This window comes from Angustibacter sp. McL0619 (genome assembly GCF_049994355.1).
GTDB lineage: Bacteria > Actinomycetota > Actinomycetes > Actinomycetales > Angustibacteraceae > Angustibacter.
The window spans coordinates 4,209,029-4,234,547 of the sequence record NZ_CP188257.1 but is presented as its reverse complement, the minus strand read 5'-3'; the positions used below and the strand labels follow the sequence as shown (position 1 = coordinate 4,234,547).

General features: G+C 68.5%; 21 protein-coding genes. 8 read left to right on the top strand and 13 right to left on the bottom strand.

Annotated elements, in window-relative coordinates; translation table 11 throughout:
- Positions 1-73: 73 nt before the first annotated feature.
- Positions 74-652, top strand: a complete 579-nt coding sequence (locus ACPPVT_RS19820) for a hypothetical protein (protein ID WP_426563316.1) — start codon at positions 74-76, stop codon at positions 650-652.
- Between the two features lie 40 nt (positions 653-692).
- Positions 693-1,175 (top strand): GNAT family N-acetyltransferase, encoded by a 483-nt coding sequence (locus tag ACPPVT_RS19815; protein ID WP_426563314.1) that lies wholly within the window; start codon positions 693-695, stop codon positions 1,173-1,175.
- Between the two features lie 225 nt (positions 1,176-1,400).
- Here the strand turns inward: ACPPVT_RS19815 and ACPPVT_RS19810 are convergent, their stop codons facing one another.
- Positions 1,401-3,503 (bottom strand): histidine kinase, encoded by a 2,103-nt coding sequence (locus tag ACPPVT_RS19810; RefSeq protein WP_426563312.1) that lies wholly within the window; start codon positions 3,501-3,503, stop codon positions 1,401-1,403.
- 101 nt (positions 3,504-3,604) lie between these two features.
- Between ACPPVT_RS19810 and ACPPVT_RS19805 the strand changes: the two genes are divergently transcribed.
- Positions 3,605-4,261 carry a response regulator transcription factor gene (locus tag ACPPVT_RS19805; RefSeq protein WP_426563311.1) on the top strand — a complete coding sequence of 219 codons (657 nt, stop codon included), beginning with the start codon at positions 3,605-3,607 and terminating at the stop codon, positions 4,259-4,261.
- 89 nt (positions 4,262-4,350) lie between these two features.
- Positions 4,351-6,042 (top strand): alpha/beta hydrolase, encoded by a 1,692-nt coding sequence (locus tag ACPPVT_RS19800; protein WP_426563309.1) that lies wholly within the window; start codon positions 4,351-4,353, stop codon positions 6,040-6,042.
- A gap of 154 nt (positions 6,043-6,196) precedes the next feature.
- On the opposite strand, the gene ACPPVT_RS19795 is transcribed toward ACPPVT_RS19800, so the two are convergent.
- Positions 6,197-7,063: an LLM class F420-dependent oxidoreductase gene (locus tag ACPPVT_RS19795; RefSeq protein WP_426563307.1), complete on the bottom strand. Its 867-nt coding sequence runs from the start codon at positions 7,061-7,063 to the stop codon at positions 6,197-6,199.
- A 361-nt stretch (positions 7,064-7,424) separates the two neighbouring features.
- On the opposite strand from ACPPVT_RS19795, the gene ACPPVT_RS19790 reads away from it, so the two are divergent.
- The 3 genes from ACPPVT_RS19790 (at position 7,425) to ACPPVT_RS19780 (ending at position 12,295) form a co-directional block, all read left to right on the top strand.
- Positions 7,425-8,159, top strand: a complete 735-nt coding sequence (locus ACPPVT_RS19790) for a hypothetical protein (RefSeq protein WP_426563305.1) — start codon at positions 7,425-7,427, stop codon at positions 8,157-8,159.
- 1,162 nt (positions 8,160-9,321) lie between these two features.
- Entirely contained in the window at positions 9,322-9,771 is a 450-nt protein-coding gene (locus ACPPVT_RS19785; RefSeq protein ID WP_426563303.1) for a substrate-binding domain-containing protein, read from the top strand.
- Between the two features lie 25 nt (positions 9,772-9,796).
- A complete protein-coding gene (locus tag ACPPVT_RS19780; RefSeq protein ID WP_426563301.1) occupies positions 9,797-12,295 on the top strand; it encodes a glycoside hydrolase family 2 protein in 2,499 nt (832 codons plus the stop codon).
- Positions 12,296-12,367: 72 nt separating this feature from the next.
- On the opposite strand, the gene ACPPVT_RS19775 is transcribed toward ACPPVT_RS19780, so the two are convergent.
- From ACPPVT_RS19775 to ACPPVT_RS19755, 5 genes are all read right to left on the bottom strand, one after another.
- Positions 12,368-12,775, bottom strand: a complete 408-nt coding sequence (locus tag ACPPVT_RS19775; RefSeq protein ID WP_426563299.1) for a YceI family protein — start codon at positions 12,773-12,775, stop codon at positions 12,368-12,370.
- A gap of 102 nt (positions 12,776-12,877) precedes the next feature.
- On the bottom strand, positions 12,878-13,729 hold the full coding sequence (locus tag ACPPVT_RS19770; protein WP_426563297.1) for a GNAT family N-acetyltransferase: 852 nt from the start codon (positions 13,727-13,729) through the stop codon (positions 12,878-12,880).
- Positions 13,726-14,466 carry a DUF2306 domain-containing protein gene (locus ACPPVT_RS19765; RefSeq protein ID WP_426563295.1) on the bottom strand — a complete coding sequence of 247 codons (741 nt, stop codon included), beginning with the start codon at positions 14,464-14,466 and terminating at the stop codon, positions 13,726-13,728. Before ACPPVT_RS19765 ends, ACPPVT_RS19770 begins: the two co-directional genes overlap by 4 nt.
- The gene (locus ACPPVT_RS19760) at positions 14,463-15,146 is read right to left on the bottom strand and encodes a hypothetical protein (protein WP_426563293.1); all 684 of its coding nucleotides are present in this window, start codon (positions 15,144-15,146) and stop codon (positions 14,463-14,465) included. The genes ACPPVT_RS19765 and ACPPVT_RS19760 overlap by 4 nt, the downstream gene beginning before the upstream one ends.
- Before the next feature lie 108 nt (positions 15,147-15,254).
- Positions 15,255-18,101 (bottom strand): LuxR C-terminal-related transcriptional regulator, encoded by a 2,847-nt coding sequence (locus tag ACPPVT_RS19755; RefSeq protein WP_426563291.1) that lies wholly within the window; start codon positions 18,099-18,101, stop codon positions 15,255-15,257.
- 102 nt (positions 18,102-18,203) lie between these two features.
- Here ACPPVT_RS19755 and ACPPVT_RS19750 point away from each other — a divergent pair, with 102 nt between their 5' ends.
- Positions 18,204-19,427, top strand: coding sequence for an MFS transporter (locus tag ACPPVT_RS19750; RefSeq protein ID WP_426563289.1), 1,224 nt, complete (start codon positions 18,204-18,206; stop codon positions 19,425-19,427).
- 56 nt (positions 19,428-19,483) lie between these two features.
- Here ACPPVT_RS19750 and ACPPVT_RS19745 read toward each other — a convergent pair whose 3' ends face one another.
- The 6 genes from ACPPVT_RS19745 to ACPPVT_RS19720 all read right to left on the bottom strand — a co-directional run bounded on the left by ACPPVT_RS19745 (position 19,484) and on the right by ACPPVT_RS19720 (position 25,414).
- Positions 19,484-20,689 carry an ATP-binding protein gene (locus ACPPVT_RS19745; RefSeq protein ID WP_426563287.1) on the bottom strand — a complete coding sequence of 402 codons (1,206 nt, stop codon included), beginning with the start codon at positions 20,687-20,689 and terminating at the stop codon, positions 19,484-19,486.
- 170 nt (positions 20,690-20,859) lie between these two features.
- On the bottom strand, positions 20,860-21,687 hold the full coding sequence (locus tag ACPPVT_RS19740) for an oxidoreductase (RefSeq protein ID WP_426563285.1): 828 nt from the start codon (positions 21,685-21,687) through the stop codon (positions 20,860-20,862).
- Between the two features lie 21 nt (positions 21,688-21,708).
- Positions 21,709-22,554, bottom strand: a complete 846-nt coding sequence (locus tag ACPPVT_RS19735; protein ID WP_426567212.1) for an aldo/keto reductase — start codon at positions 22,552-22,554, stop codon at positions 21,709-21,711.
- 67 nt (positions 22,555-22,621) lie between these two features.
- Positions 22,622-23,416 carry a carboxymuconolactone decarboxylase family protein gene (locus ACPPVT_RS19730; protein WP_426563283.1) on the bottom strand — a complete coding sequence of 265 codons (795 nt, stop codon included), beginning with the start codon at positions 23,414-23,416 and terminating at the stop codon, positions 22,622-22,624.
- Complete coding sequence (locus tag ACPPVT_RS19725; protein ID WP_426563281.1) at positions 23,416-24,306, bottom strand: helix-turn-helix transcriptional regulator; 891 nt, start codon at positions 24,304-24,306, stop codon at positions 23,416-23,418. Before ACPPVT_RS19725 ends, ACPPVT_RS19730 begins: the two co-directional genes overlap by 1 nt.
- 211 nt (positions 24,307-24,517) lie before the next feature.
- Entirely contained in the window at positions 24,518-25,414 is an 897-nt protein-coding gene (locus ACPPVT_RS19720; RefSeq protein ID WP_426563279.1) for an NHL repeat-containing protein, read from the bottom strand.
- Between the last annotated feature and the right edge of the window lie 105 nt (positions 25,415-25,519).

Here is a 25,519-nt window from a genome sequence, read left to right as displayed (position 1 = left end):
AGAAGAACTCCAGAGCGAAGGCACACCTTGAAGTAGGCCCGGTCCGGGCGGCACCCCATCCAAGGAGCGCGGCATGATCAACACTGAAGCAACCTGCACCGCACTGCAGCTGGCCGGCTCTCAGTTCGCCGTGTACCCGGCGACCGCGGTCGAGGCTGTTCCCGACCCGACCGTCGATGCCCCACAGGGGTCGCAGGCGCAGCGGATCTGGCGGCTAGAAATCATCCACACCGACGGCGACTGCCGGGTCGCGATGGCCGACACCTGCGTCGTCATCACCGCCACCGACCCCGGCCTGCGATTCGTCGACCCCGGCAGCGCCGCCAGGGCCAACTACATCAGCTACTGGGCTCACCCCGAGAACCCGGCACCCGATGACCCACCGTGGGAGCCGATGGCCGACGGCACACGCACCCCCGGCCCGGCCGTCTGCATCGTCGCGCAGACCCTGCCCGCTGAGATCGGCGTCGGGGCCGGCGCTGGCTACCTGCACTACCTGCCGGATCGACCCAGCGACGGCTGGACCGTCGGGGTCGGAGCCTGGCACGAGAACGGCCCGGATGCCCTGACCGGAGCGCAGCTCTCCGTGATCGTCTCAGCTCGACCGGACTGGTCCGGCAGCACCGCCGCCGTCGCCGTCGTCGCGCCCTGAGTCTCACGACGACACCATGGTCAGCGTCCACCGTCTCGACGTGTCCGGGTGGGAGAGCCTGCGGCAGGTCCGCCTCGCCGCCCTGCGCGACTCGCCGACCGCGTTCTACTGCACCTGGCAGCAAGAGCGTCGGAACACCCCCGCCGACTGGGCCGACCTCGCCAAGAACGTCACCTGGTTCGTTGCGGCGCAGAACAGCCCCTCCCACCAACCCATGGTCGGCCTGGTCGGCTGCCTCCAACGGCCCGAGTGCCCCGATGAACCCGAAGTCATCGGCATGTGGGTCCATCCCGTCCAGCGCGGTACGGGCACCGCCGACGAGCTGCTCACGGCCGCACACCACTGGGCGCGCACTCAAGGCGCCTCTTCAATCGCCTTGTGGGTCGTCGACAGCAACACCCGCGCACGACGATTCTACGAGAGGCACCTATACCGAACCACCGGTGAAAAGGCGCCCCTACCCGGCGGGCGCCCGGGTCGTGAACATCGGATGCGACGTAGCTTCCCGGCGCCCACCGGTTAGCTCACGCCGTCCGAGTTCGGCACCTGCCACTCGGTGACATGACGCAATTGGGGCGCTGCGGCCGGCGATGATCTCCGGGCGGCCGCCGCTGAGCGACCAGGTACCGCGCTTTCCGCCGCCTTCAGGTGAAAGGAAGTTCCCGATAGCCGGCCGTTGTCAGGCCGTCCAGGACAGAGCATGGGCGTCGTCCGAGACGAATGTGGCTGGTGCGCCACCGAACGGTTGCTAGCTGGGCGCTAACCCGTGCAACGGGATCCGACCGCTGATCGTGGTGCCGCGTGCGGGGGAGGAGGTCAAGTTGAGCACCCCCCCGACGGCGCCCAGCCGGTCCTGCATGCCGACCAGGCCTGTGCCAGCGCTGGCCTGCGACATGTCACGAAGCCCCGACCCCTCGTCGGCTACGGCGAACCGCAGCTCAGCGGCGGTGATCTCGAGGTGCACGACGACCCGCGCGCCGGGAGCGTGCTTCGCTGCGTTCTGCAACGCCTCCATGCAGCAGAAGTAGACGGCGAGCTCGATGCCGGGCTCCACTCTCGCCGACTCGGAGCCTGGGCCCGCGACCACCTGCACGTTCCCCGACGCGGACCGGGCCCGCCCGCGCAGAGCGCTGACCAAACCGCGCGCCGCGAGGACAGGAGGGAAGATGCCGCGACCCAGTTCTCGCAGCTCCCCGATGCACCGTTCCACAGCGGCTCGACTCTCGATGATCACGTCATGGGCCTGCGGATCGCCAGCCATGACCAGCTCGTCTGCGGCCGCCAGCCGCACCGCCAGGCCAACGAGCTCGTGCTGGGCGCCATCGTGGATGTCGCGTTCGATGCGCCGTCGCTCGGCTACCTGCGCGGAGGCCAGGCGTTCCCGGCTGGCCCGCAGGTCTTCGGACTGTCTAGTGATCTGGTCGAGCTGGGCCCGCAGCATGGCCGCCAGCCCGACCCCGCGCAGTGCCGGACCAGCCTGCGCCCCGAGGTCGGACAGCAGCCGGCGGTCGGCCGAACCCAGCGGTCGGTCAGCCGAGGCGCGCACCGAGATGTCGCCGACCACCTCACCGAGATGCCGGACCTCGATGGAGGTCAGTTCCGCGCTGCCGACATCTGCTCCGTCTCCGGCCGGCCACCAGGCGACCTGCTGGTCGCCGTCGGGCAGGAACGCTCGGGCTCGTGCGGCCGGGACACCAAGTCCCTCGGCGAGCACCCGCGCCGTCTGCGGCAGCACATCGTCTACCTCCGGCGCCTCAGCGAGCCGGTGCGGTAGCGCCGCGAGCGCCTCGTACGGAGTCGCGCGTACGCCGTACACCAGCCGCCGCGCGGCGCCACTCAGCCGGTCGCGCGCGGGGGCGAACGCCAACGCGACCAGGGCTGTGCCGACGACCGCCGCGCCGAGCCCCCCCGACCCCGAGGTGGCACCCGTGGCCCGTGCCACACCCACGACCACGACGACGTACCCAACGGTCGCGAGCCCGGCGAGCGCAGCGTAGACGATCGCGGCCACGAGGAGCCGGTCGAGATCCCACAGCCGATAGTGCAGCGACGCCACCGCCAGCGCAGCCGGGAACCCGAGTGTGACGCCACCGACGATTACCGCGATGCCCAGACCCGTCGTACGCGGCACCGCCTGCAAGGCGAGCCCGACCACCAACAGTCCCGCGACGAACAGCAGGGGTCGGAACTGCTGGCGGGCGAGCCGGCCGGCCCGTCGGTAGTCGCGAACGAGCTTGACCACCGCAACGGGGATCAGCGCCAGCAACGCGACGGTCGCGGCGTCCGACACGGTGCTTACCCGGTCCGCGGCGGACGTGGGCAGCGCGCCCGACCAGGGGATCTGATATCCGAAGGACTCGTCGTCGATCGGTCCCGGTCTGAGCGCCAGGGCCAGGACATGGCCAACGGTGACGACCAGGCAAGCCGTCAGGACCGCTCGCCACCACCGCGACGGCAGCCGACCATCGGGAAACAACAACAGCGTCACGACCAGCGAGACCGGGAAGAACAGCGGATCGAGCGCCATGCCCGCCCAACCGGCGGCCGCCGCGGCGGGCAACGCGTCCGGGCTGGCCTCGATCCCCACGTAGGCGTACGAGCGGAGCCCGTACTCCGCGACGAGGCTGGCCCCGCTGATGAACAAGACAGGTCCGAGCAGGTTGCCCGGTCGTACACCGAGCAGGAAGGCACCGACCGCGCCGAACGCAACACCAAGCCACACGCTGAGCAGACCGAAGGCCACGGCCACACCGGGGTCGTCTCGGTGCGCCAGGATCACCGCAGCGGTGATCAAACCGGCAACCGCCAGCAGGGCGGCGGCCGGCAGCGCTGCCCTCGCCCGCCAACTCATGGGGCCAGCGTGTCGGTGCCGCACCATCGTCGCGATGGTGCAGGCACCACCGTTCGCAAGGGCGTACCCCACGAGACGGCCAACCGCCGTAGCCTGCTCCCGTGAGTCTGGGCATCGTGCTCGCCGAGGACAACCTCCTCGCCCGCGAAGGCTTGTGCAGCCTGCTGGCGACCGAGCCGGAGTTCGACCTGCTCGCGGTCTGTGTGGACTACGACGAGCTGATGACCGCAGTCGATCGGCACGGACCCGACGTCGTAGTCACTGACATCCGGATGCCGCCAACGTTCACCGACGAAGGCGTACGCGCGGCCAACCTCATCCGCCGATCGCAGCCGGCGACGGGGGTGGTCGTCATCAGCCAGTACGACGACCCGGAGTTTGCGCTCGCCCTCCTGGACGAGGGTTCCCAGGGACGGGCCTACCTGCTCAAGGAACGGATGTCCGACCCGAGACAGCTGATCGGTGCGATCCGGGCTGTCGCCGACGGTGGTTCGAGCATCGACCCGAAGATCGTCGACTCGCTCGTGCGCAACCGCACACGGAACTCGCCCGTCTCACGCCTGACTCCCCGCGAACGCGAGGTGCTCGCCGAGATGGCCACCGGCAAGGACAACAACGCGGTCGCAAGCTCGCTGGTGCTCACGGTGCGGGCCGTCGAGAAGCACATCAACGCCATCTTCAGCAAGCTCGGCCTCGCAGAGGAGCCCGAGGTGCACAAGCGCGTCAAGGCGGTGTTGGTCTACCTCGCCGCGCGGTGATGCCAGCACCACCACTGGTGGGTGTTGGCACGACAGCACGAACACCGGTCGGCACAGTCGATGTGGCGCGCCATTCGGAAGATCGTGAGATGACCGCCGAGAGCCGGCGCGGAATCCTTCAGGAGAACTCCGAGATGCAACCCACCAGAAACCGCCGTCACCTCGTGGTGGCCGTCACCACAATGCTGGCCGTCGTGTTCGGCGTCGCGTTCGCCAGCCCGGCCCTGGCACGGAGCCAGACCGGTCGGGCGCTCGCGGCGTCCAACGCCCTCAACGCGCCGAAGCTGGTCTGGACTGACTGCGGCGATGGCCTGCAGTGCGCCACGGCCCGCGTACCCCTCGACTACGACCATCCCAGCGGGGCGAGGATCTCCCTTGCCCTGATCCGGCGTCCCGCGACCGACGTGAGGCGCCGGATCGGCTCGCTGTTCGTCAACAACGGAGGTCCGGGCAACTCCGTGCTCGACTTCGTCCGCGGCGATGCCGCCCAGGTGCTCAGCCCAGAGGTACAAGCCCGCTTCGACGTGGTCGGGTTCGACCCTCGCGGCGTCGGCCAGAGCACACCGGTGCAGTGCTTCACCGATCTCAACCACCAAGGCGAGTTCTTCGGTTCGCGGCCGGCGTTGCCCGTCGGGGTCGACGAGGTGCGTGCCTTCACGGCGGGATCGAAGGCGCTCGGCCGGCTCTGCGAGGCTCGCGAGGGCGATCTGCTCAACCATCTTTCGACGGCCAACGTTGCTCGCGACATGGATCTGCTCCGTCGGGCCGTCGGCGATGAACAGCTGACCTTCGCCGGATACTCCTACGGTGGTTTGCTGGGCGTCACCTATGCGAACCTGTTCCCCGGTCGCGTCAGGGCGCTCATGCTCGACGGCACCCCTGATCCGGTGGAGTGGACACGCGGCGACAGTGCTGCCAGCGCGGCGCCTTTCTCGGTGCGTCTCGGCAGCGCCGACGCGACCTCGAAGGCGCTCGGCTTCTTCCTCGACAGCTGCCAGACCGCTGGCGGCGGCTGTGCCTTCGCGTCGCCCCACACCCGGGCGAAGTTCAAGGAGCTGATGGCCCGACTGCTAGAGAAGTCAGTGACGGTCGAGACCCCGGATGGACTTCTCGAAGTCTCGTACGGCTTCCTCGTTGACGGACTCCGGGGTGGGCTCACGTTCCCGCCGATCTGGGCGGAACTCGCCGGCGACCTTGAGGCGACCTGGCAGGCCACCGAACAGCGGAGTGCACTCGGCGCGCCGGCGGCCGCCGCAGCGCAGCACGGTCGATTTTCCAGTCGCGCGAAGGTCGCTTCTGCCTTCGGCAGCGCGATGTCCGCGGCCACGGTCGACGGATACGACAACTCAGCCGAAGCGCTGCTGAGCATCGCCTGCTCGGAGACCACCAACCCGCAAAATCCGAAGGCCTGGCCAAAGCTGGCCGCCAAGGCGGATGCCGACGCCCCTTACTTCGGGGCCGACTGGACCTACCTCGTTCAGCCGTGTGCCACCTGGCCAGCCCGCGACCAGGACCGTTACAACGGTCGGTATACGGCGAAGACAGCCAACCCACTGCTCTTCGTTGGCGCCCGCTTCGACGCTGCGAGCAGCTACGAGCACACCAGGCGGTTCGTCGCCTCCATACCCGGCGCCAGGCTCCTCACCCTCGAGGGCGCCGGCCACCCCGCCTCGTTCGTCCCTGACAAGTGCATCAACGACACCGTCTCGACGTACTTGATCGATCAGAAGGTCCCGCACGCCAACACCATCTGCCAGCTCGACTTCCGGCCGTTCGAGTAGGCAATTTCAAACTGACGGTCCTGGCATAGCTCGACCTGCTGCCGCCACCGGCACGAGGGAGCCCCTGATCTGCGCAAGCGCGGGTCAGGGGCTCGCCCCGTGAATTCTTCGGCAGGAGGGTGCGGGCCGGAAGCCCGACGTCTGGGTGTGCTGGTCAGACGCGGCCGAGCGCATGCGCGATCTGGGCGAGGAAGTCGATGTGCCTGTCGGCGGAGTCCAGTCCGCGCCCCATCGTCACAACGGAAGCATGGGTGCCGCCCGCCGCCCCCCAAGCATCGATCTTCGCCGTCAGCTCGCCGACCCCGGCTCGGGACCCCACCACATAGTCCCCACCAAAACCCTCGACCGACCGGCCATGCCCGTGCACTCGGCTGCGCAGCCTCTCCCATGCCGCGATGGCGTGGTCGACACCGTCCCCGATGAAGATGAAACCGTCCCCCAGGCGAGCGGCCCGGTCGAACGCCTTCTCCCCGGATCCACCGAGCCAGATCGGGACGGACCTGGTCGGCCTCGGCACCAGAGCGGCTCGATCAACGCGGTCGAAGCGACCGGAGAAGTCCACGACCGGTTCGGCGAACAGTCGGCGAAGGAGCTCGATCTGCTCTTCCTGCCGGGAGCCCCGGGTGCGGAAGTCTTGGCCGAGGGCCTCGTACTCGACCTGGCTCCAGCCGACGCCCACACCGAGACGCAGTCGACCGCCTGACAGCAGGTCGACATCGGCCGCCTGCCGCGCCACGAGGGCGGTCTGGCGCTGAGGGAGGATCAAGACTCCGGTGGCGAACTCGATCCGCTCGGTGATGCCGGCCAGGTAGGCGAACATCACGAACGGGTCATGAAACGGGTCGTGCTCGGTGTACGGGCCTGTCAGCGCTGGCGTCCGATCGGCGTGCACGGCTCCCAGTACATGGTCGTAGGCGAGCAGGTGGTCAAACCCAAGCTCCTCTACGGCCCTGCCGATCCGCCGGACGGCCGCCGGATCTCCTCGTAGCTCGGTCTGCGGATATACGACGCCTAGCTGCACGGCTCCTCCTTCGTCCTCACGAGGACATTCTTTGTGTCACGCCACGGCCGGGTCGGTATCAGAACCAGTTGCTCCACCTCTGTCGAGGCGCCGGGGCTGAAGTTCACCCTTGTCCCTGGACGCGCGCCGGGACTACCTTGCGCGGTGGACGCCGAAGTACTTGACGCCCGGCAGCTGGGGCTGCGGGAACTCGTATTCAAAGGTTGGCCACATGCTCCGGCCGCCACAGACGGCTGTCGACACACCATCCGAGGCGCGCGATCACCGACCGCGAAATGGCAGCCCTCCTACGCCGAAGGAGGACCCGCTGATGAGGTTACGCGCCCTCGCATGTGCACTGACGACTGTGATGTTGCCGGCGATGTCGGCGATGTCCGCCTGCCCGACTGCCGCGGCGGCAACCATCAGGTCCGCCACCCCGGACGCCCCGACTGCCACGGCCACACTGCCCAACGCCCGGGCCTCTGCGCACAGGCTGGCGCAGCAGCAGACCAAGCTCATGCTGAAGTTCTACGAAGGGCAGAACGTCTCACCTTCTCGATGCGGACAAGGACAGGGCGCGGCCGGCGTCGCAGGCGTGTTCCTGCTTCCCGTGCTGAGTTTCACGCCGGGCGACCGGACACTCACCTGCAGGACGATCGCCCGGTCGGTCTTGGTCGACCTGGGCGGCTTCGTGATCACCCAAGACAACAGGTTCCCCGACAGCAGCTACCCACTGGGCGGTGTCCTGGTCCCGTTTACAGCTGAGAACCTGGAACCGATCTGCGACGACGTCATCGCCCAGGGCTTCCTCGGCGACCCGGTGCCGGCAACCCTCGACGGCTATCGGACGCTCACCGCCTCGGCGCTCAACAGCGGCCTGTTCACTGCCCGGGTGAACCGGCACGCACAGATCCCAGGAGGGGCCGACCTGTACGCCGACTCGGTCGCCGTGGGACATCCCGGCCAGCTCGCCACGGTCTACTGCGGCTACAAGACGCAGGTCTTCCTGCGGCCGGGCCAGCACCAGATCGTCGTCGACTACAGCGGGCTGTTCGGCGGCACCTCCACGGTCTTTACGTACAACATCACGGTTCACGCACCACATCACAGCTAGGGGATGACCATGATCAGCCCACGACGAACGACCCTGCTCGGCGCCGCCGCAGCTCTCGCGGCCGGAGTCCTCATGCCAACACAGCAAGCGACCGCCGCCCACCCAGCGAACCCGATGCGCCCCGTGCACCCGTCCTCGGCCACCGCGGTGGTGCTGGACTGGAACCACACGATGATCGACGCGCTCGAGGTGGCGCTGACTCCTCCACCGCCCGCGGTACGGATCGGCGCGATCGTGCAGGCATCGGTGTTCGACGCTGTCAACGGCGTCACCCACGAGTACACGCCGTTCCGTGTCGCGACCTCCGCGCCACCGAACAGCTCGGCCGCGGCCGCCGCAGCCGGCGCCGCGCACGAGGCACTGCTCAAGCTGTTCCCGACCCAGCAGCCGGCGCTCGACGCTGCGCTGGCCGCCACCCTGAGCCAGCTGACCCACGACCCAGCCGGCCCAGCCGGCGTCACCAGCGGCCTCGCGTGGGGCACGCAGGTCGCCGACGACATCCTGACCTGGCGGGCCGGTGACGGCATCTCCGCAGTCCTGCCGCCGTACATGTCCTCGACCGACCCCGGCCGGTGGCAGCCGACTCCGCCGCTGTTCGGCCCTCCAGCGTTCCGTCAGTTCGCCGACATGACCCCGTGGGTGATGAGTAGCCCGGGCCAGTTCCTGCCAGGACCGACCCCGGCGCTGACCAGCGCCCGGTACACCCGGGACTTCAACGAGGTCGCCTCGATCGGCCAGGACACCAGCAGCACCCGCAGCGCCTTCGACACCCAGACTGCCGTCTTCGTACAGTCCGACGTGCCGGTCGCCATCTGGGACCGGGTCGCAGACGACCTCATCGCCGGCTCTCACCACCTCGGGATCACCGCGGCAGCGCGCCTGCTCGCCGCCGAGAACATGGCCATGGCGGACGCCGTCATCTCGGTGTGGAACGCCAAGAACTTCTTCGACACCTGGCGCCCAGTCACCGCGATTCGCGCCGCGGACACCGACGGCAACCCGGCCACCGCGGCCAACTCTAGCTGGAGCCCGCTGCTGACCACTCCCGCCTTCCAGGAGTACCCCGCCGGGCACCCGGGAGTCAGTGCCGCAGCGCTAGCAGTGCTCAGCCGCACGTTTGGCGAACACACCCACTTCACCGCCACATCGGCGACGATGCCGGGTGTCGAGCGGCACTACACGAGCTTCACCGCCGCCAAGAAGCAGGTGGTCGACGCCCGCGTGTTCGGCGGAATCCACTTCCGCACCGCCGGGACGGTCGCGGTGCGGATGGGGAACCAGGTCGCTCGGCTGGTCACCAGCACGGCCATGCTCCCGGCCGCCTGCCACCGCAGCTGACGTACCCGCACACGGAGACATCGGCCTCGGCGTGGCGCTGGAGATGGGGATCGACGTCCCGGGTCAAGTGTCCATGGTCTCCTGGGACGACAGCGCGCTGTGCCGGCTGATCCACCCGTCGCTGACCGCGCTGTCCCGAGACGTGAGCGCGTACGGAGCCCATGCGGCGCAGCGACTCCTACAGGCCGTGGACGGCGCGCTGCCGGCGGCGCACGCGGCCGCGCCTTACGAGCTCACCACGCGTGGCAGTACCGCTCCACCCCGCACGTCCTGACAGTGGTTGATCGAGGGGAGAGACGATGCGGGAGATCACCAGTCTGGAATCGGTACGGCACAACGGGTGGCAGCTCGTGCTGGCACGGCCGGCGGCCACGGTTCCGACCGCGGCTCTTGCCGCCCTGAGTGCGCTGCCGGATGCTTGCCTGCCAGCCACGGTGCCAGGGTGCGTACACACGGACCTGATGGCGGCCGGGCTGCTCGACGACCCGTACCTAGGCCAGAACGAGGCCGCACAGCACTGGGTCGGCGACAGCGACTGGCGCTACACGACCATGTTTGAAGCAGGCCCGAGCGAGGCAGATCGCTGCGACCTGGTGCTGGACGGCGTCGACACGGTGGCGACGGTTATGCTGGACGACAAGGTCTTGGGCGAGCCGCGCAACATGCACCGCTCTTACCGGTACGACGTCACTGACCTGCTGGCCACCGGCGAGCACTGGCTCTCCGTGCGCCTCGACGCGACGCGCGATTATGCAGAGCAGGTGCGCAAGCAGGTCGGAACGCGGCCGAGCGCATACGACGAACCCTTTCAGTACGTGCGCAAGATGGCGTGCAACTTCGGCTGGGACTGGGGTCCGACGCTGCTCACAGCCGGCCTCTGGAAGGGGGTGCGGCTCGAGCGCTGGTCGACAGCCCGCCTGGCGAGCGTGCGGCCCCAGGTCACCGTTGAGCCAGACACGTCCGCAGAAGGCAGGGTTCGCGTGGACGTCGACGTGGAGCGCGCCGGCCGCAACGTCGACCTGACGCTGTCCGCACGGGTCGGTGGGATCGAGGCGACGGCCACCGTCTCAGCCGGGAGCACTCGGGGAGTGCTGGAGCTGAGCATTCCCGCCGTCCAGCTGTGGTGGCCGCACGACCTCGGCGACCAGCCGCTGTACGACCTCCAGATCAGCGTGGCGGACGCCGACGGACGGCCGCTCGACGAGCAGGTCCGCAGGATCGGCTTCCGCACGGTTCAGCTACGCAGCGAAGCAGACGAGCACGGCACGTCCTTCGGTCTCGTCGTGAACGGTCGGGAGGTCTTCAGCCGCGGCGTCAACTGGATTCCGGACGACTGCTTCCCGAGCCGACTCACCCGGGATCGCCTGCGCCACAGGCTGTCTCAGGCTCTGGACGCCAATGTGAACCTGATCCGCGTATGGGGCGGCGGGATCTACGAGAGCGACGAGTTCTACGAGGTCTGCGACGAGCTCGGTCTGTTGGTCTGGCAGGACTTTCTGTTCGCCTGTGCCGCCTATCCAGAGGACGAGCCATTGGCGAGTGAGGTCGAAGCAGAGGCGCGGGAGAACGTCGTCCGCTTGATGGCACACCCCAGCCTGGTGATGTGGAACGGCAACAACGAGAACATCTGGGGCTACCACGACTGGGGATGGCGGGACCGGCTCGACGGCCGCAGCTGGGGGTGGGGCTACTACTCCGAGCTGCTCCCCGCCATTGTCGCCGAGCTCGACCCCACGCGCCCGTACTGGCCGGGCAGCCCGTACTCAGGCGACCCGGACCGTCACCCCAACGACCCAGCGCACGGCCCGATGCACATCTGGACGGTCTGGAACGAGCTCGACTACAGCGCTTACCGCTCCTACACACCGCGTTTCGTCGCCGAGTTCGGCTTTCAGGGGCCGCCGACCTGGTCGACCCTGACCCGCGCCGTGCACGACGATCCGCTGCTGCCCGACTCCGCAGGCGTGCTCGCACACCAGAAGGCGGACGACGGCAACGGCAAGCTAGCCCGAGGCATGGCGCCGCACCTGCCCGAGCCGAGGGACACCGACGACTGGCACTACCTGACCCAGCTCAACCAGGCGCGGGCGGTGCAGCTGGGCCTGGAGCACTTCCGGTCGCTTCGCCCACTCTGCCAAGGAGCAGTCGTGTGGCAGCTCAACGACTGCTGGCCGGTCACGTCCTGGGCGGCGGTCGACGGCGACGGGCGACGCAAGCCGCTGTGGTACGCCCTCCGGCGCGCGTTCGCGCCGACGCTGATGACCATCCAGCCGCGGGAGGGCCTGCTGGCCGTCGTCCTGGTCAACGATGCGGGACGTGATTGGGAGGGCGCCGTCGAGCTCAGTCGACGAACCCTGGACGGTGAGGTGCTGGCCAAGGCGACGGTGGCGGTCCGGCTCCACGACGGGCAGACGTTGGGGGTGACCATCCCGGCCGAGGTGGCGAACGCGGAGCGACCCGACCTGGAGGTGATGGTCGCGGAGCTCGGTGGTCAGCGGGCCCTGTGGTTCTTCGTGGAGGACCGGGACCTGCAGCTCGCGCCGGACGCGGCGACGGTCGCCGTCGAGCAGGACGTGCGCGGTGTGCGCGTGATCGTCACTGCGCGCAGCCTCGTGCGCGGGCTGATTCTGCAGGCCGACCGGCTGGATGGGTTGGCGCAGGTCGATGACCAGGACCTCACCCTTCTGGCCGGGGAGACCCGAGTGTTGAGCGTCCAGACGACGGCCCCGGCTAGCGATCCACGCTGGCTGAGTCGGCCGGTGCTGCGCACTGTGAACGATCTGAGCGAAGAGGTGTGACCGTGGTCGGGGGCGCACACGTCCCGTGGTCGCACGGTTGTACGAGCGGGCGTCGACCCGCGGACCGGGGGGTCACTCGGCCGTGGCCTGTTCGGCTTGTTCGACCAATTCGCCTTCCAACATGATGTTGATCTCGTCGCTGACGACGAATCGCCCGTCCAGCACCGGGTTGAAGGTGAGACCGAAGTCTTTGCGGTTGATCTTTGCGCTTCCGCTGTAGCCGATTCGGTGGCCCATCATCGGGTCGTTGAACTCCCCGAGCCTGGTCATCTGCAACGAGACCGCTCGGGTGTTCCCTTTAATTGTCAGGTCGCCGGTCACCGTGTAGCGGTCCTGCCCGGCTGGCTCGATCCGGGTGCTCGTGAACGTGATGACGGGAAAGGTGTCCGCCTCCAAGAAGTTCGAGGAGCGTAGGTCGTTGTCGCGGATCTCGTTGTGTGTCTTGATGCTGGCCGTCTGGATCGTGACCTCGACGCGCATCGTCTCCGCTCATCTCTGCTCCCTCGCAATCCATGGCAAAAGCCTCGAGATATATAGTTGAGCAGTAAACGACATTGTCCGCAAGAGGGTGAGGATGCGTCATCAGGAGGTCGTTGATGCCGCCCATTCCTCGGCAAGGATGGCGTAGGCGAAGGTGTCGAGCCACTGACCGGTGCGGTGCAGCGAGTCCCGTTGGGCGTGGGTTTCGCGGCGCATCCCGACGCGTTCCATGAGCCGCCAGGAAGCCTCGTTGTCCAGGAAGCAGTTCGCGACCAAACGCCGGACTCCGAGGTCCTCGAAGCAGTAGCGGAAAAGTGCTCGAACGGCTTCGGTGGCGTATCCACGACCGCTGTAGGTGGGATCCAGAACCCAGCCAACCTCGGCCTGCGTCCCCCGCGCGACTCCCGTGACCTCGATCTGGGCCCAGGCATCTTCGCGCTTGAGCATCAGATCACCGATTACCTGCGATCCGGCTCCGTCGTCGCGTTCGCCGAGCGCGACGATGGCTGTCGTCGCCAGGCGTGCCGGATCGTTGAATACGGCGCGGTACGCGTCGACGTTGGCAGGTGCGCCGGTCAACCACTCGTTGACCGATGCGAGGCGCCGGAACGCCCAGGTGGCGTCGGCGTCCTGCTCCGTGGCCGGCCGGATCGTGAGCCGCTCGGTGCGAATTGGATGTTCAAGGGCGGGTGAGACGGCTGCCGGTTCACCATTGTGGTGGCCTGCGGCGATGTCCTCGCGGCGTTGACCCGCCTGGAGTGAGAGCAGGGTCGCGCCGAGGTCTCGGATGCGGGCGAGGATGCCGTGCAGGTGAGCCTGGTCGGTCACCGGGCCAACCAGGGTCGTGGTGCCGTCGCCGTTGCGGGTGAGGGTGACCTCGCCGAACCAGTTCGCCCAGCGGTCGTCGAGGTGGCCCACTACCCGGAGCTCGTATGCCGTGGGCATGGCGGTCATGCCGGTGCCCCTTGTGGTTCGGTCTCGTGGCTCGCAGGTTGCTGACGTGGGCGCCGCCGCCCGCCGGACGGCGTCCCGCGACGGATGGCCCATTCGGCGACAGCGAGGTTGATGACCCAGCCTGCGCCCTTGGCGAGGTCGCCGCGAAGCACGCCGGTGCCGAACACGGCGCCGCCGATGCCATCGGTGAACGCTTGGGTGCCCGCAGCGAGGCCGATGGCGTAGGCGCGGATCATCCAGGCGCGGTGCGCGGCGAGGTCGCGGCGACGCGCGGCCGTGACCCCGAGGACGAGGCTGGCGACCATCGCGGATACGAACACCAGCCGCAGGACGAACAGCAGGTCACCGGTGCCGGGCTGCGGTGCGTAGAACAAGGTCAACCACAGGGCAGAGCCGGCGACCAGCAAACCGGCGACGGCCAGGACTCGACCCGAGCGCCGGTGCCAGGTCAGGTGGCGGCGGCGGAACCGGGGCAGGAACTGTACGACGCCGACCAGGACGTACACCGCGGCACCCAGGATGTGCACGACAAGTGCTGCGGGGAAGCCAGCGAACCTGCCATCCGCGGGGAAGATCTCGGGACCTCCGGCGAGCTGGACCAGCCGAAGAGCGCCCGCGGTGAGCGGGATGAGGCTGAGCGCCAGGAGCCCCGCAGGGACCGGCCATCCCGCGCGCCGGACCGAGCCGCCGCGGCCCTGGCCGGCTGTCGGGCTGGCCGGCCCCTGCTGGCGGGTCATCGGACCGGTGCTTCCAGGGCCGGCTCGACGCTCGCCGTTGCCGGGACCGTGGCCTGTCGTGTCGAGCGCCACAGCGAGACACCGAGGCCGATCATGGCGATGCCGTTGGGGAACGCGAGCAGCCGGAAGAAGGCGTCCGGCATCACGGACAGAGCGACGGTGACGACGCCGCCGACAGCGAGCAGGACGGTCGCCCAGCGCGCCAGGACGCCAGCCCGGTACAGGGCGATGCCGAAGATCAGGCCTCCGGCGAGGTAGCCGAAGCCTTGTACCTGGAACACCGTGTGCAGGGTCCCGATGTCACCGGTGGAGGACCGGCTGGTGGCGATCGCGGTGACGTCGTTGACGTAGCGGGTGCTGGTCTCGGCGATGGAGGGCAGGACGAAGGCTGCCACGAACGAGGTGCCCAGGCTGATCAGGTAGAACACGCTGAGCAGCAGGTAGCCCAGCAGGCCGAGTCGGCCGTTGCGCCGCACCTGGCTCAGGTACATGCCGGTAATCCCGACCAGTGCCAAAGCGGCCATCACCACCTTCAGGGTGTCCCGGACTTCCACGTTGGTCGTGACGACGGAGGTCGCGTTCAGCTGTGGGTGGCCGATCTGCACTCCGATGAAGATCGCCCCGGCAGCGGCGGCAGCGGCGCCTGCGGCTCGGGTGAGGCTGGCGGGCGTGATGGTCATTGTCTGACTCCTCTTCCGGTGGTTCGGCGCGTGTGCCGTGCCGATGTCCGGAACGTATGGCGCGCGCTGGGGACCGGGCGTCACCAGATGTGGTGATTGGCGATGTGACTACAGGAGATTCAGCTCGCGGCCACGGTGCACGGCGGCAGCCCGACTGGTGACGTCGAGCTTGGTGAAGATCCGCTTGGTGTGGGTGCGGAAGGTGTTCAGCGATACGTAGAGCTGACCTGCGATCTCGGGGCCGGTCAGCGCGCTGTCGAGCAGGCGCAGGACCTCGACCTCTCGTTCGCTGAGGGGGTCTGGCAGTCGCCCGCGTCCTCCGCCCGAGACCGCTGTGAGGAGGCCCTCGGCGGGCTGATCGACCCTGTCGGCGGAATCGAGGAGTCGGCGCGCTTGATCGCGGAGCACGTCGGACGTCCGGCCCTGCTCCGCCGCAGCGGCCCGTAGCAGAGCGAGCATCGGCTCGCCCTCGTCGAGGAACAACCGAACGTAGCTGTTCGGGTCAGGGGCGCCGCTCAGGGCTCGGTCCAGCTCGGCCAACGCCTGTGCCCGCTGGCCGCGGGCGTCGTGGGCCAGGGCGCGGAGAACGCCGATCTCCAGCAGACTGCCTGCCCGTGCTGGCCGCGCGGCGTCCTCGAAGCGGGCCAGCAGCGACAGCGCCTCGCCGAGGACGGCCGGGTCGCCCTCGCCGCCATGGTCGCCCGGGTCGCCCTCAGCCGTTGGCGAGCTGGAACCGTGGCGGGCGAGCTGGACCCGGACGAGGGTGAGCTGGTCATACTCGGACAGGAACTCCACGGCCTCCGCCGAGCTCTGGTGGTCGGCGGCCCACAACTCGGCCGCCTGCAGGTCTCCAGCCATCACGTGCAACCTGGCTCTCAGGGCACGGATAGGTCGGACGTCGGGGTAGGACCCTGGCCGATAGAGCGACTCGGCCCGGTCGAGCAGCTGGTCCACGTCGCCGTGCTCACCGGCACTGGCGTGGGCCTGTGCCGTGGCCAGGTACCAGCGGTGCCGGTTCTCGGTGATGGAACCGCGCTCGCCGAGCACTCTGGCTGTCTCCAGATGTGCCTGCGCGGCCTCCAGGTCGTTGCGCTGACAGGCCAGCTCGGCGAGGCCTACGTGCAGGTCCGGGGTGGCCCGCGGGTACGGCTCACCCTGGCTGGTGGCCGTGGCCAGCGCCTGCTCGTGCAGCGCGCGTGCCTGGTCGGGACGTCCTGCCGTCATCCACATGTCGCCGAGCATCACGGTGGCATCCAGCGCGTCGACGAAGTTCCCTGCCGCGTGCAGGCTGCGGACGGCGTCCGAGAACGTGGCGAGGGCCTCCTCGACGTCGCCGGCGGCCCAGGCGGCGAGGCCGAGGAATCCGGACGCGCCGCCGTGCACGAAGTGGTCGTCAGGGCCGGCGAGCTTCCGCGCCCTTCGCGCGTGGCGCATCGTCGCCTGGACATCGCCGCGTGCCTGCGCGAGCGCGGCCCGGTACACCCACAACGTCGCCGGCGCCGTTCGCAGGTCCTCTGTGTCGGCCCACGCCGCGGCGACCCCTGGGTCGACGTCGGCGGCGGCCAGGGCGGCCTCGGCATCGTCGAGCCAGTCCTGCATGGCGTCCAGGTCGCCGGCGATCATGCTCGACCAGGCGGCCAGGATGCTCAGCACCGGGCGCCCGCTCACCACCGCATCAGGTATCGACCGCATCCACCCCAGCAGCACGTGGTCCTGCCGGGTCCGGCGCAGCTCTGGCAGCGCTGACTCCATCAGGTACGCGGCGCGGTCGTGGTCGCCGCCCGCCAGCGCGTGCCGCACCGCGTCCTCCATGAGGTGGTGCCCGGCGTACCAGTCGGCCGCCGCCTGGTGCAGCGCGGGCGCCTGCTCGGGCTGTTCGGCCAGCAGGCGGGCGCGAAGCACGTCTCTGAACAGGTGGTGGTAGCGGTACCACTCACGGCGGTCGTCGAGCGGGACCACGAACAGGTTGCTGCGGTCCAGCTCCTGGAGGGTCTGGTGACCGTCGTGGCGGCCGGTGAGCGCGTCGCAGAGCGGTCCGGACATCTGCTCGAGCACGCAGGTGACCAGCAGAAACGCTCGGGTGTCATCAGGCACCCCGGCCAAGACCTCCTCGACCAGGTAGTCCAGGACGAACCGGTGGCTGCCGGTGAACGCCTCGACGAAGGCACTGACTGCCTGCCGGTCGTCGGCACCCGCGCGGGTCCGGGCCGACAGGGCGGCCAGCTGCAAGCCGGCGGCCCAACCCTCGGTCCTGGCCTCGAGAGCCTCGACGAGAGGTTGGTCCAGATCGAGTCCCATCACCTGGTTGAGAAACTCCTCGGCCTCGTCGGTAGTGAAGCGCAGGTCGCTGGCCCGGACCTCGATGAGCTCACCACGGCCGCGCAGGCGGGCCAGTGGCAGCGGCGGGTCAGCACGGGTGGTGATGGCGAGGGTGACGTGGGCCGGCAGGTGGTCCAGCAGGAAGATCACGGCGTCATGGACGGCTGACGAGTCGATGAGGTGGTAGTCGTCCAGTGCCACGACCGTTGCGCCGACGAGGGTGTCCAGGTCGTTCACCAGGCTGATCAGGGCCGGTTCGGCGGACTGTCCGCGGGCCGCCTCGAGCAGAGTGAGCGCATCCGCGCCGAGCTCCTTGCCGATCTCGTCGGCGACGTCGGGGTGGGCGTTCTGCAGGGCAGCGACCACGTGGGTGAGGAAGCGGGTCACGTCGGAGTCCGCCGCGTCCAGGGAGAGCCAGGCCACCGCCACCGGTGCGACCGGACCGAGCCCGTGCGACGACTGTGCGACGAGCCATTGGGTCATCAGGGTGGTCTTGCCGAACCCGGCCGGGGCGGCGACCAGGACGAGCCGCGGCATCGAACCAGGTGCCGACTGCAGCGAGTCGGTGAGACGGGTTCGGGCCACGAGCTGTCGCCGTGGGGTCGGCAGATGCAGCTTCGTGCCCAGCACCGGCATCCTGCCAGCGTAGGGGCGACACTGTGGTGGCGCTCTGATTCGCCACCCAGCAGCGGCCCGGTCATGTGCAGGAGTTGCCGTCGACGCGATAGGACAAGCGCAGTGCCAGGTCGGGTTGGTCCAGGGTTCGTCGCCCGGTACGCCTTGGCCTCCGCCAGCACGTCCATGCTGTTCCTGGCACCGGCAATCGTCACCCTTCCGTTGAAGGTGAAGGACCTCGTCGGCGCGGACCGCGCGCCGCAGGCGCTGGCTCTGGTGGTGGGGGTTGGCGCCCTCTTGTCGATGCTCGCCAACCCGTTCTTCGGGAGACTGAGCGATCGCACGACGTCTCGGCTCGGTAGGCGCCGTCCTTGGCTGCTCATAGGGCTCCTCGGGGGCACGGTCGGCATCCTGACTGTGGCACTCGCCCCAGCCCTGGCGATGGTCTTGGTCGGGTGGTGTGTGGCGCAGGTGTTCTTCAATGCGCTGCTCGCTGCGCTGGTGGCCGTGTTGCCCGACCAGGTGCCATCCACGCAGCGTGGGACGGTGGCCGGCGTCCTGGGTGTCAGCGTTCCCGTCGCGTCGGTGGTCGGCACGTTCCTGGTCAAGGTCGTCACCGGGGATGAGCTGGCAATGTTCCTGCTGCCGTGTGTCGTCGGCGGTGCGTTCATCGTGTTGTTCGCCGTGACGCTGGACGACCAGCCACTCGAGAGGTCCGAGGTACCTGCCTGGTCGCTGCGCGAGGTTGCGGAGACGTACTACGTCAGTCCTCGCGCCTACCCGGACTTCGCCTGGGCCTTCGCGAGCCGCTTCATGCTCGTCCTCGCCTACGCGTTTCTGGCGACCTATCAGGTGTACTTCCTTCTGAACGCGCTCGGCACCGCTGAGGACGAGGTCCCGCAACAGGTCTTCGTCGGGGCGGCCGTGCAGTCAGTGGTGGTCGTCGCCTGCTCGTTGACCGGCGGGTGGCTGTCCGACCGGACTGGACGCCGCAAGGTGTTCGTAGCGGCCGCAGCCATCGTCTACGGCACCGCCATGTTCGTGATCGCCGCGGCCGCTGACTTCAACGGTTTCCTGGTCGGCATGGCTGTGGCCGGGGTCGGCTTCGGCCTGTACCAGGCTGTCGACCTGGCTCTGGTGGTCGACGTGCTCCCGGACCGAGCGCACGCTGCCAAGAACCTCGGCGTGCTGAACATCGCCGGCGCCTTGCCGTTCTCGATCGCGCCGGCGCTGGCCGCCGTCGTCCTGGCGCTGAGCAACAACAACTACGCGCTGCTGTTCGGAGTTGCCGGAGGCTGCGCGGTCCTGGGTGCCGTCGCCATCTTGCCGGTGAAGGGTTCTCGCTGACCGGGACGGTTGCCCAGGGCACAGGACACCAGCGCAGCTGCGACCGTTGCGTAACGTCAGGGACCAAGCGATGCAACAGGGAAGACACAGACGCCGTCACCGCGCCGCAGGGCGGCCGAGCGCGTGGTGACGATGGCGAGGAAGGCTGGCTCGCCCGTCTTCGCCGTGTCCACCTTGTTCTTGAAACGAAGCAGTGAGGCTGCGGCGGCGTCGACCGCGCCAGGGTTCATCTTGACCTCGAGAGCGCCCCACCGCCCGTCGTCGAGGGTGACGATGATGTCGACCTCATGCTGGTTGTTGTCGCGCCAGTGAGAGAGCAGGCCGCCGATGGGCTGGGCATAGATGCGGAGGTCGCGCACGACCAGGCCCTCGAAATGGAAACCGGTGGCGTTGAGATCGCGCAGCAGTTGCCCTGAACCCACACCGAGGGCAGCAACTCCCAAGGACGGATCGGTCATGAATCGCGTGGGCGACTTCCGCAGCGGCGTGGTCGAACGCATGTGTGGAGCCCAAGCCGGCAGGTCCTCCGTGAGCATCAACCGGTTCAGGATGCCGAGGTACCCAGCGACGGTGTCGCGCTGTACGGATCGGTTCGCGCCGGCAACGTCGTTTGCAATGGCCTGGGTGCTCAGGTCAGTTCCGGTGCCACGTCCCAGCGACGCGAGTAGGCGTCGCAGCGTCCCCGGATCACGACGAACCCCCATGTGGGGCATGTCCACTTCCACGATCGTGCGCACGTAGTCGCTGATCCATCGCTGGGCTTCTCGTACCGGAACCTCGAGAAGAGCCGGCCAGCCTCCGGTGACGATGCAGTCCACAAGCGCAGGCACCGTGACACCGGGATCCAGGCTCGGGGTGAAGTCGCCGTCGAAGAGCCTACGAAGGGACACCTGCCCGGTGGAGACCCCAGCCTCGAACAGGCTCATCGGTCGCATCCGCAGCAGGGAGTACCTGCCTGCGCCGGTGTGACGCTTGGCATCGTCGGTAGGGGTCGAGGAGCCGGTCAGGATGAACCTGCCGGGCACGCCGCCGAGGTCGTCGACTTCGTGGCGCACCAGGTTCCACAGTTTCGGCTCTACCTGCCACTCGTCGAACAGCACTGGTGGGCTCGCGCCGAGCAGCACCTCGGGTGCGGTGTCCACCAGCGCCCGGGCACCGTCGTCCGTGTCCATCCGGAACAACGTGGCGGCGACCCGCTGCGCTGTCTCGGTCTTGCCGCACGCCTTGGGACCTTCCACGAGAACGGCGCCGGCGGACCGCATCCGGTCCGAGAGCTCGCTGTCTGCTACCCGGGGACGGTATCGGACCACGCTGACCTCCCGTGCTCGCAGCATGGACATTCTATAGTTGTTAGTAGACAAATCCTATACTGTCTATCAAGCAATTACTATGGAGACTGCCGAGTGAATCTGCTGCGAGGACGCCGGTCTCATCAGTCGAAGTCGGTGCTCCGGCTGACGGCCTCCCAGGTGTCGATGTCGTCGCGGAGAGCGTCGAGGCTGGCGCGGAACGCGTTGGAGGCGTCGTTGCCGAGCAGCAGCATGTACGGCGCGCGGCCGGACTCGACGACGTCCAGCAGGGCCGCCGCGGCCTTCGCAGGGTCGCCAGGCTGGGTGCCGTGTGCGGTGTCGTGCTCCTTGCGTCGCTTGCCCGCGGTGTCGGCGTAGTCCGCGATGGGCACGGCGGCCTGGGCGAGCGAGCGACCGGCGAAGTCGGTGCGAAAGCCGCCTGGCTCGACGACCATGGCGGTGATGCCGAGGGGGGCCACCTCCTTTCGCAGGGAGAGAGTGAGCGCCTCGACCGCGGCTTTGACCGCGGAGTAGTAGCCCGAGCCCTCCGGTGAGAGCCTGGCTCCGATCGAGGAGATGTTCACGATGGTGCCGGACCGGCGGGCGCGCATGCCGGGTAGGACCGCCTTGATGGTGCGGACGGCGCCGAAGACATGGGTCTCGAAGAGCTGGCGGACGGCCGCGTCCTCTCCCTCCTCCACCGCGGCGCGGTAGCCGTAGCCGGCGTTGTTGACGAGCACGTCGACGCCACCGAAGCGGTCGTCCGCTGCGGCGACCGCTGCGGTCACCTGCTTCTCGTCGGTCACGTCCAGGGACCGCGCGATCGAGGTGGTCGGGTAGGCGTCCGCGAGGTCTTGCACCGTGGTGGCGTCGCGGGCGGTGACGACGACGTTGTGGCCGCGCTCGAGGGCGGCTTGGGCATAGGCACGGCCCAGGCCGGTAGAGCAGCCGGTGATGAGCCAGGTGGTCATGGCTGGTCCTTTCGGTCCGTTTCAGGCTTCGGGAATCTCGCGGCCGAAGCTCTCCAGGGTGATCTCAGTCGGTTCCGGGCCGCCTCGCTGGTCGGTGTCCAGGGCGTCGATTGCGGCGAGCTCGCTGCCGGTCAGGTCGAAGTCGAAGACGTCGAAGTTCTCGGCGATGCGGTGCGGCTTGGTCGACTTGGGGATGACCGAGCGACCCCGCTGCAGGTGCCAGCGCAGCATCACTTGCGCCGGCGACTTGCCGTGTGCCCGCGCGATTCCGCCGATGACCGGGTCCTCGAGCGTGCTCCCGTGGCTGCCGTTGCGGTAGAAGGTGATTCCGCCGATCGGCGACCACGCCTGGGTCAGGATGCCGTGCTCGGCACCGAACGTCTGGACCGCGCGCTGCTGGAAGTACGGGTGCAGCTCGATCTGGTTGACCGCCGGTACGACCGTGGCCTTCTCCAGCAGCGCGGTGAGGTGATCCACCATGAAGTTGCTGACGCCGATGGCACGCACCTTGCCCTGGTCCAGCAACGACTCGAGCGCGCGGTAGGCCTGCAGGGTCTTCTCGAAAGCCGACGGCAGAGCCTGGTGCAGGATCAGCAGGTCGATCCGGTCGACGCCGAGCTTGGCAGCGCTCTTCTCGAAGCCGTGCAGGGTCTGGTTGTAGCCGTAGTCGCTGATCCAGATCTTGGTCTCGATGAAGACCTCGTCACGAGCCATGCCCGCGGCGCGGAGGGCGTCGCCGACCTCACGCTCGTTGCCGTAGGCAGCGGCTGTGTCGACGTGCCGGTAGCCGGTCGCCAGCGCCGCCTCCACGGCCGTGCGCGTCTCGTGGGGCGGGGTTTGGAACACCCCGAGTCCGATGGACGGCATCGCGATGTCGTTGTTCAGAGTCAGGTTCGTCACTGCTGGTTCTCCTCTGCCGTGCGCATAGTTGCGGTCATCGGCCTGCTGGGTAGTCCGTCGAGGCGGCGACGTCGGTGGAGGGCGCGACGGCGTCGAGCGCGGCAAGGCCGTTGAGGGTGCGCGGGTAGCCGATGAACGGCAGGAGGTGCGTCAGGACGGCCAGCAGGTCGGCCCGGGTGTTGCCGACCCGGAGGTTCGCGGCTGTGTGGCCCTTGACCTGGGGGTCGCAGCCGCCGAGGGCGACGAGCATGGCGAAGGTGAGCAGCTCGCGGGTGCGTAGGTCGATGCCGCCGCGGCTGACGTGGTCGCCGAAGCAGTTGCCGGACAGGTACCGCTGGATGTGTTGCTCGCCGGGCGGTGCTGCGGCGTACATCGCCTCGACGGCGTCGTCCCCGACAATCCTCTTCTGGACGGCGAGCCCCTGCTCCATGCGAGTCTGCGGGGAGGTCGACGACTGGCCTTCGAGCGGCAGGTCGACACCGCGAGCGGAGAGCACGTCGTTGGTGATGTGCAGGACGTCGAAGACCTTGGCCATCCCGACGTAGGGGACGGCCTGATACACGATCTCCTTCGCCTCGACCGGCGTGACCCCCACGGTCAGCGCAGCTCCGAGCATGACCCGGTACTCGGCATGTGCCTGGCTGGCGACCATCGCGGCGAGCTGGACCATCAACCGGCGGCGGGTGTCGAGCCCGCCGTGTTGCAGGACCTCGTCGAAGGCGAAGTTGTCGAAGACCTCGATCAGCTCGGGGTCGGTGCCGGTCAACGTGGAGACGTGGCCGGGGAAGAGCTCGTCGTGGTTGGTTCGGGCGCGTTCGGTGACGGCCATCAGGGGTGTCCTTCGTCGCGGTCGGTGATCGGGGACGGAGCGGCCCGTGCGGGCTCGCGCAGGGTCCAGCTGGCGAGCAGGTCGAGGGCCTGCGCGGCAGGGGAGTCCGGCGCGGCGGTGTAGACGTTGAGGCGTTGGCCTTCCTCGCCGGGGAGCTCGAAGGCCTCGTAGTCGAGGGTGAGGTCGCCGACCAGCGGGTGGTGCAGGTGCTTGGTGCCGGTGCGGTGGTAGCGCACGTCGTGCGCGGCCCAGCGCTGGCGGAACCGCTCGCTGCGGGTGGACAGCTCACCGATGAGGTCGGAGAGCTGCCTGTCGTAGGGGTCGCGTCCGGCCTCGGCGCGCAGGAACGCCACGCAGTCGTCGGAGGTCTTCTCCCAGTTGACGAATAACTCGGCTGCGGCTGGATCGAGGAAGACGAAGCGGGCCGAGTTCGGGGTGTGGGACTGCTCGTACATCGGGCTATAGAGCGCTCGACCGAGGTCGTTGGCGGCGAGGATGTCGAAGCGGCCGTTGCGCAGGTAGGCCGGCATCGGCATGGCGTCCAGGATGCGCTGGACGGTGGGCCGCACCCGCTGCCGGGTCGGGGCCCGTCGCTCCGTGCGCCGGGACGAGGCCACGCGGACCAGGCGCATCAGATGGTCCCGCTCGGCCTCGTCGAGCTGCAGCGCGCGGGTGATCCCCTCCAGGACGCTCTCGGAGACCCCACCGACGCTGCCGCGCTCGAGCTTGGTGTAGTACTCGACACTGATCCCCGCGAGCAGCGCGACTTCCTCCCGACGCAGACCGACGACCCGGCGGTTCGCGCCGTAGACGGGCAGTCCGGTCTGGTCGGGAGTCAGCTTGGCCCGACGCGAGATGAGGAACTGGCGTAGATCGTCCTTGGGATTCACGCCCTCCACCGTAGAAGTTCCTGGCCGAACAGGGAGTCCCTGCGGGTACCCCTCACGACAGGGCCTGTCGCGCGCACGGAGATGGGGTTGTCTGGTGTGGCGGCCAGCACCACCATCCGTCTCCATCCAGCGTGAGCACTGCAGGACGGTTTCGAGCTCTGAGGAGGGGCAGCATGCGAGCGCTGTGGTTATGACCGGGGAGCCGCGATGCTCACTTGTCCTCGTGCTCGTCACCTGGCGCGAAGGCGAGGCCGACCGGCGTAACCATTCCGGAGGTGGCGAAGTAGCCCAGGTCCGTTCCACATGAGGAGAACTTCCGAATGGTGCCGTCGCCGCGGTTGGAGACGTAGAGGTTGCCGCGCTGGTCGAAGGCCAGGCCAGCTGGTGCGTTCAGCCCGGTCGCGGCGAAGTCGCCGAGGTCAACCCCGGTCCTGGAGAACTCGCGGATCGTGTTGCCGCCGAAGTTGGTCACGTACAGGTTGTCGCGCCGGTCGAACGCGATGAGCGCCGGTGCCAGGAAACCTGATGCGGCGAAGGTACCCAGATCCACACCGTTGCGGGAGAACTTTCGGATCGTGTTGTCCCCCAGGTTGGCGGCGTACAGGCTGCCCATCTTGTCGAAGGCGATGCCGCGCGCGACGTTCAATCCGGTGGCGGCAAATGCGCCCAGGTCGACGCCGGCCGGGGAGAACTTCTCGATCCAGGTGTTGTTCGCGACGTACAGGTTGCCATGATGATCGAAGGCGAGTCCGCGCGGCGACATCAGTCCAGTGCTCGCGAAGGAACCCAGGTCCACGCCGGTCGCGGAGAACTCGCGAACTGTGTTGTCGTTGATGTTCGTGGCGTAGAGGTTGCCGTGCTTGTCGAAGGCCAGGCCGGTCGGTCCGTTCAACCCCGTCGTGGCGAAGTCCCCGAGGTCCACGCCAGACGGGGAGTACTCCCGGATCGTGTTGGTGGTCTGGTTGGCGACGAACAAGTTCTGGGATTCTGTGTGCGCGGGCTTGCTGTGGGCCTGTGCGGGCGCGATGGCGGGGCCGAGAACGATGAGCGGGTTCAGCACCAAGAAGGCGAGGCTCGCCTTGACGATTGTGCCTAGCGGGACCGACATGCGCGTCTCCTTCCACTAGTGCCCTGGCGCGAGGAAGCATCGGGGCAAGAGTTGAGGACGGGCAACATGACCCGGGGGACGAGCAGGCGCATACGGCGTCGTGGT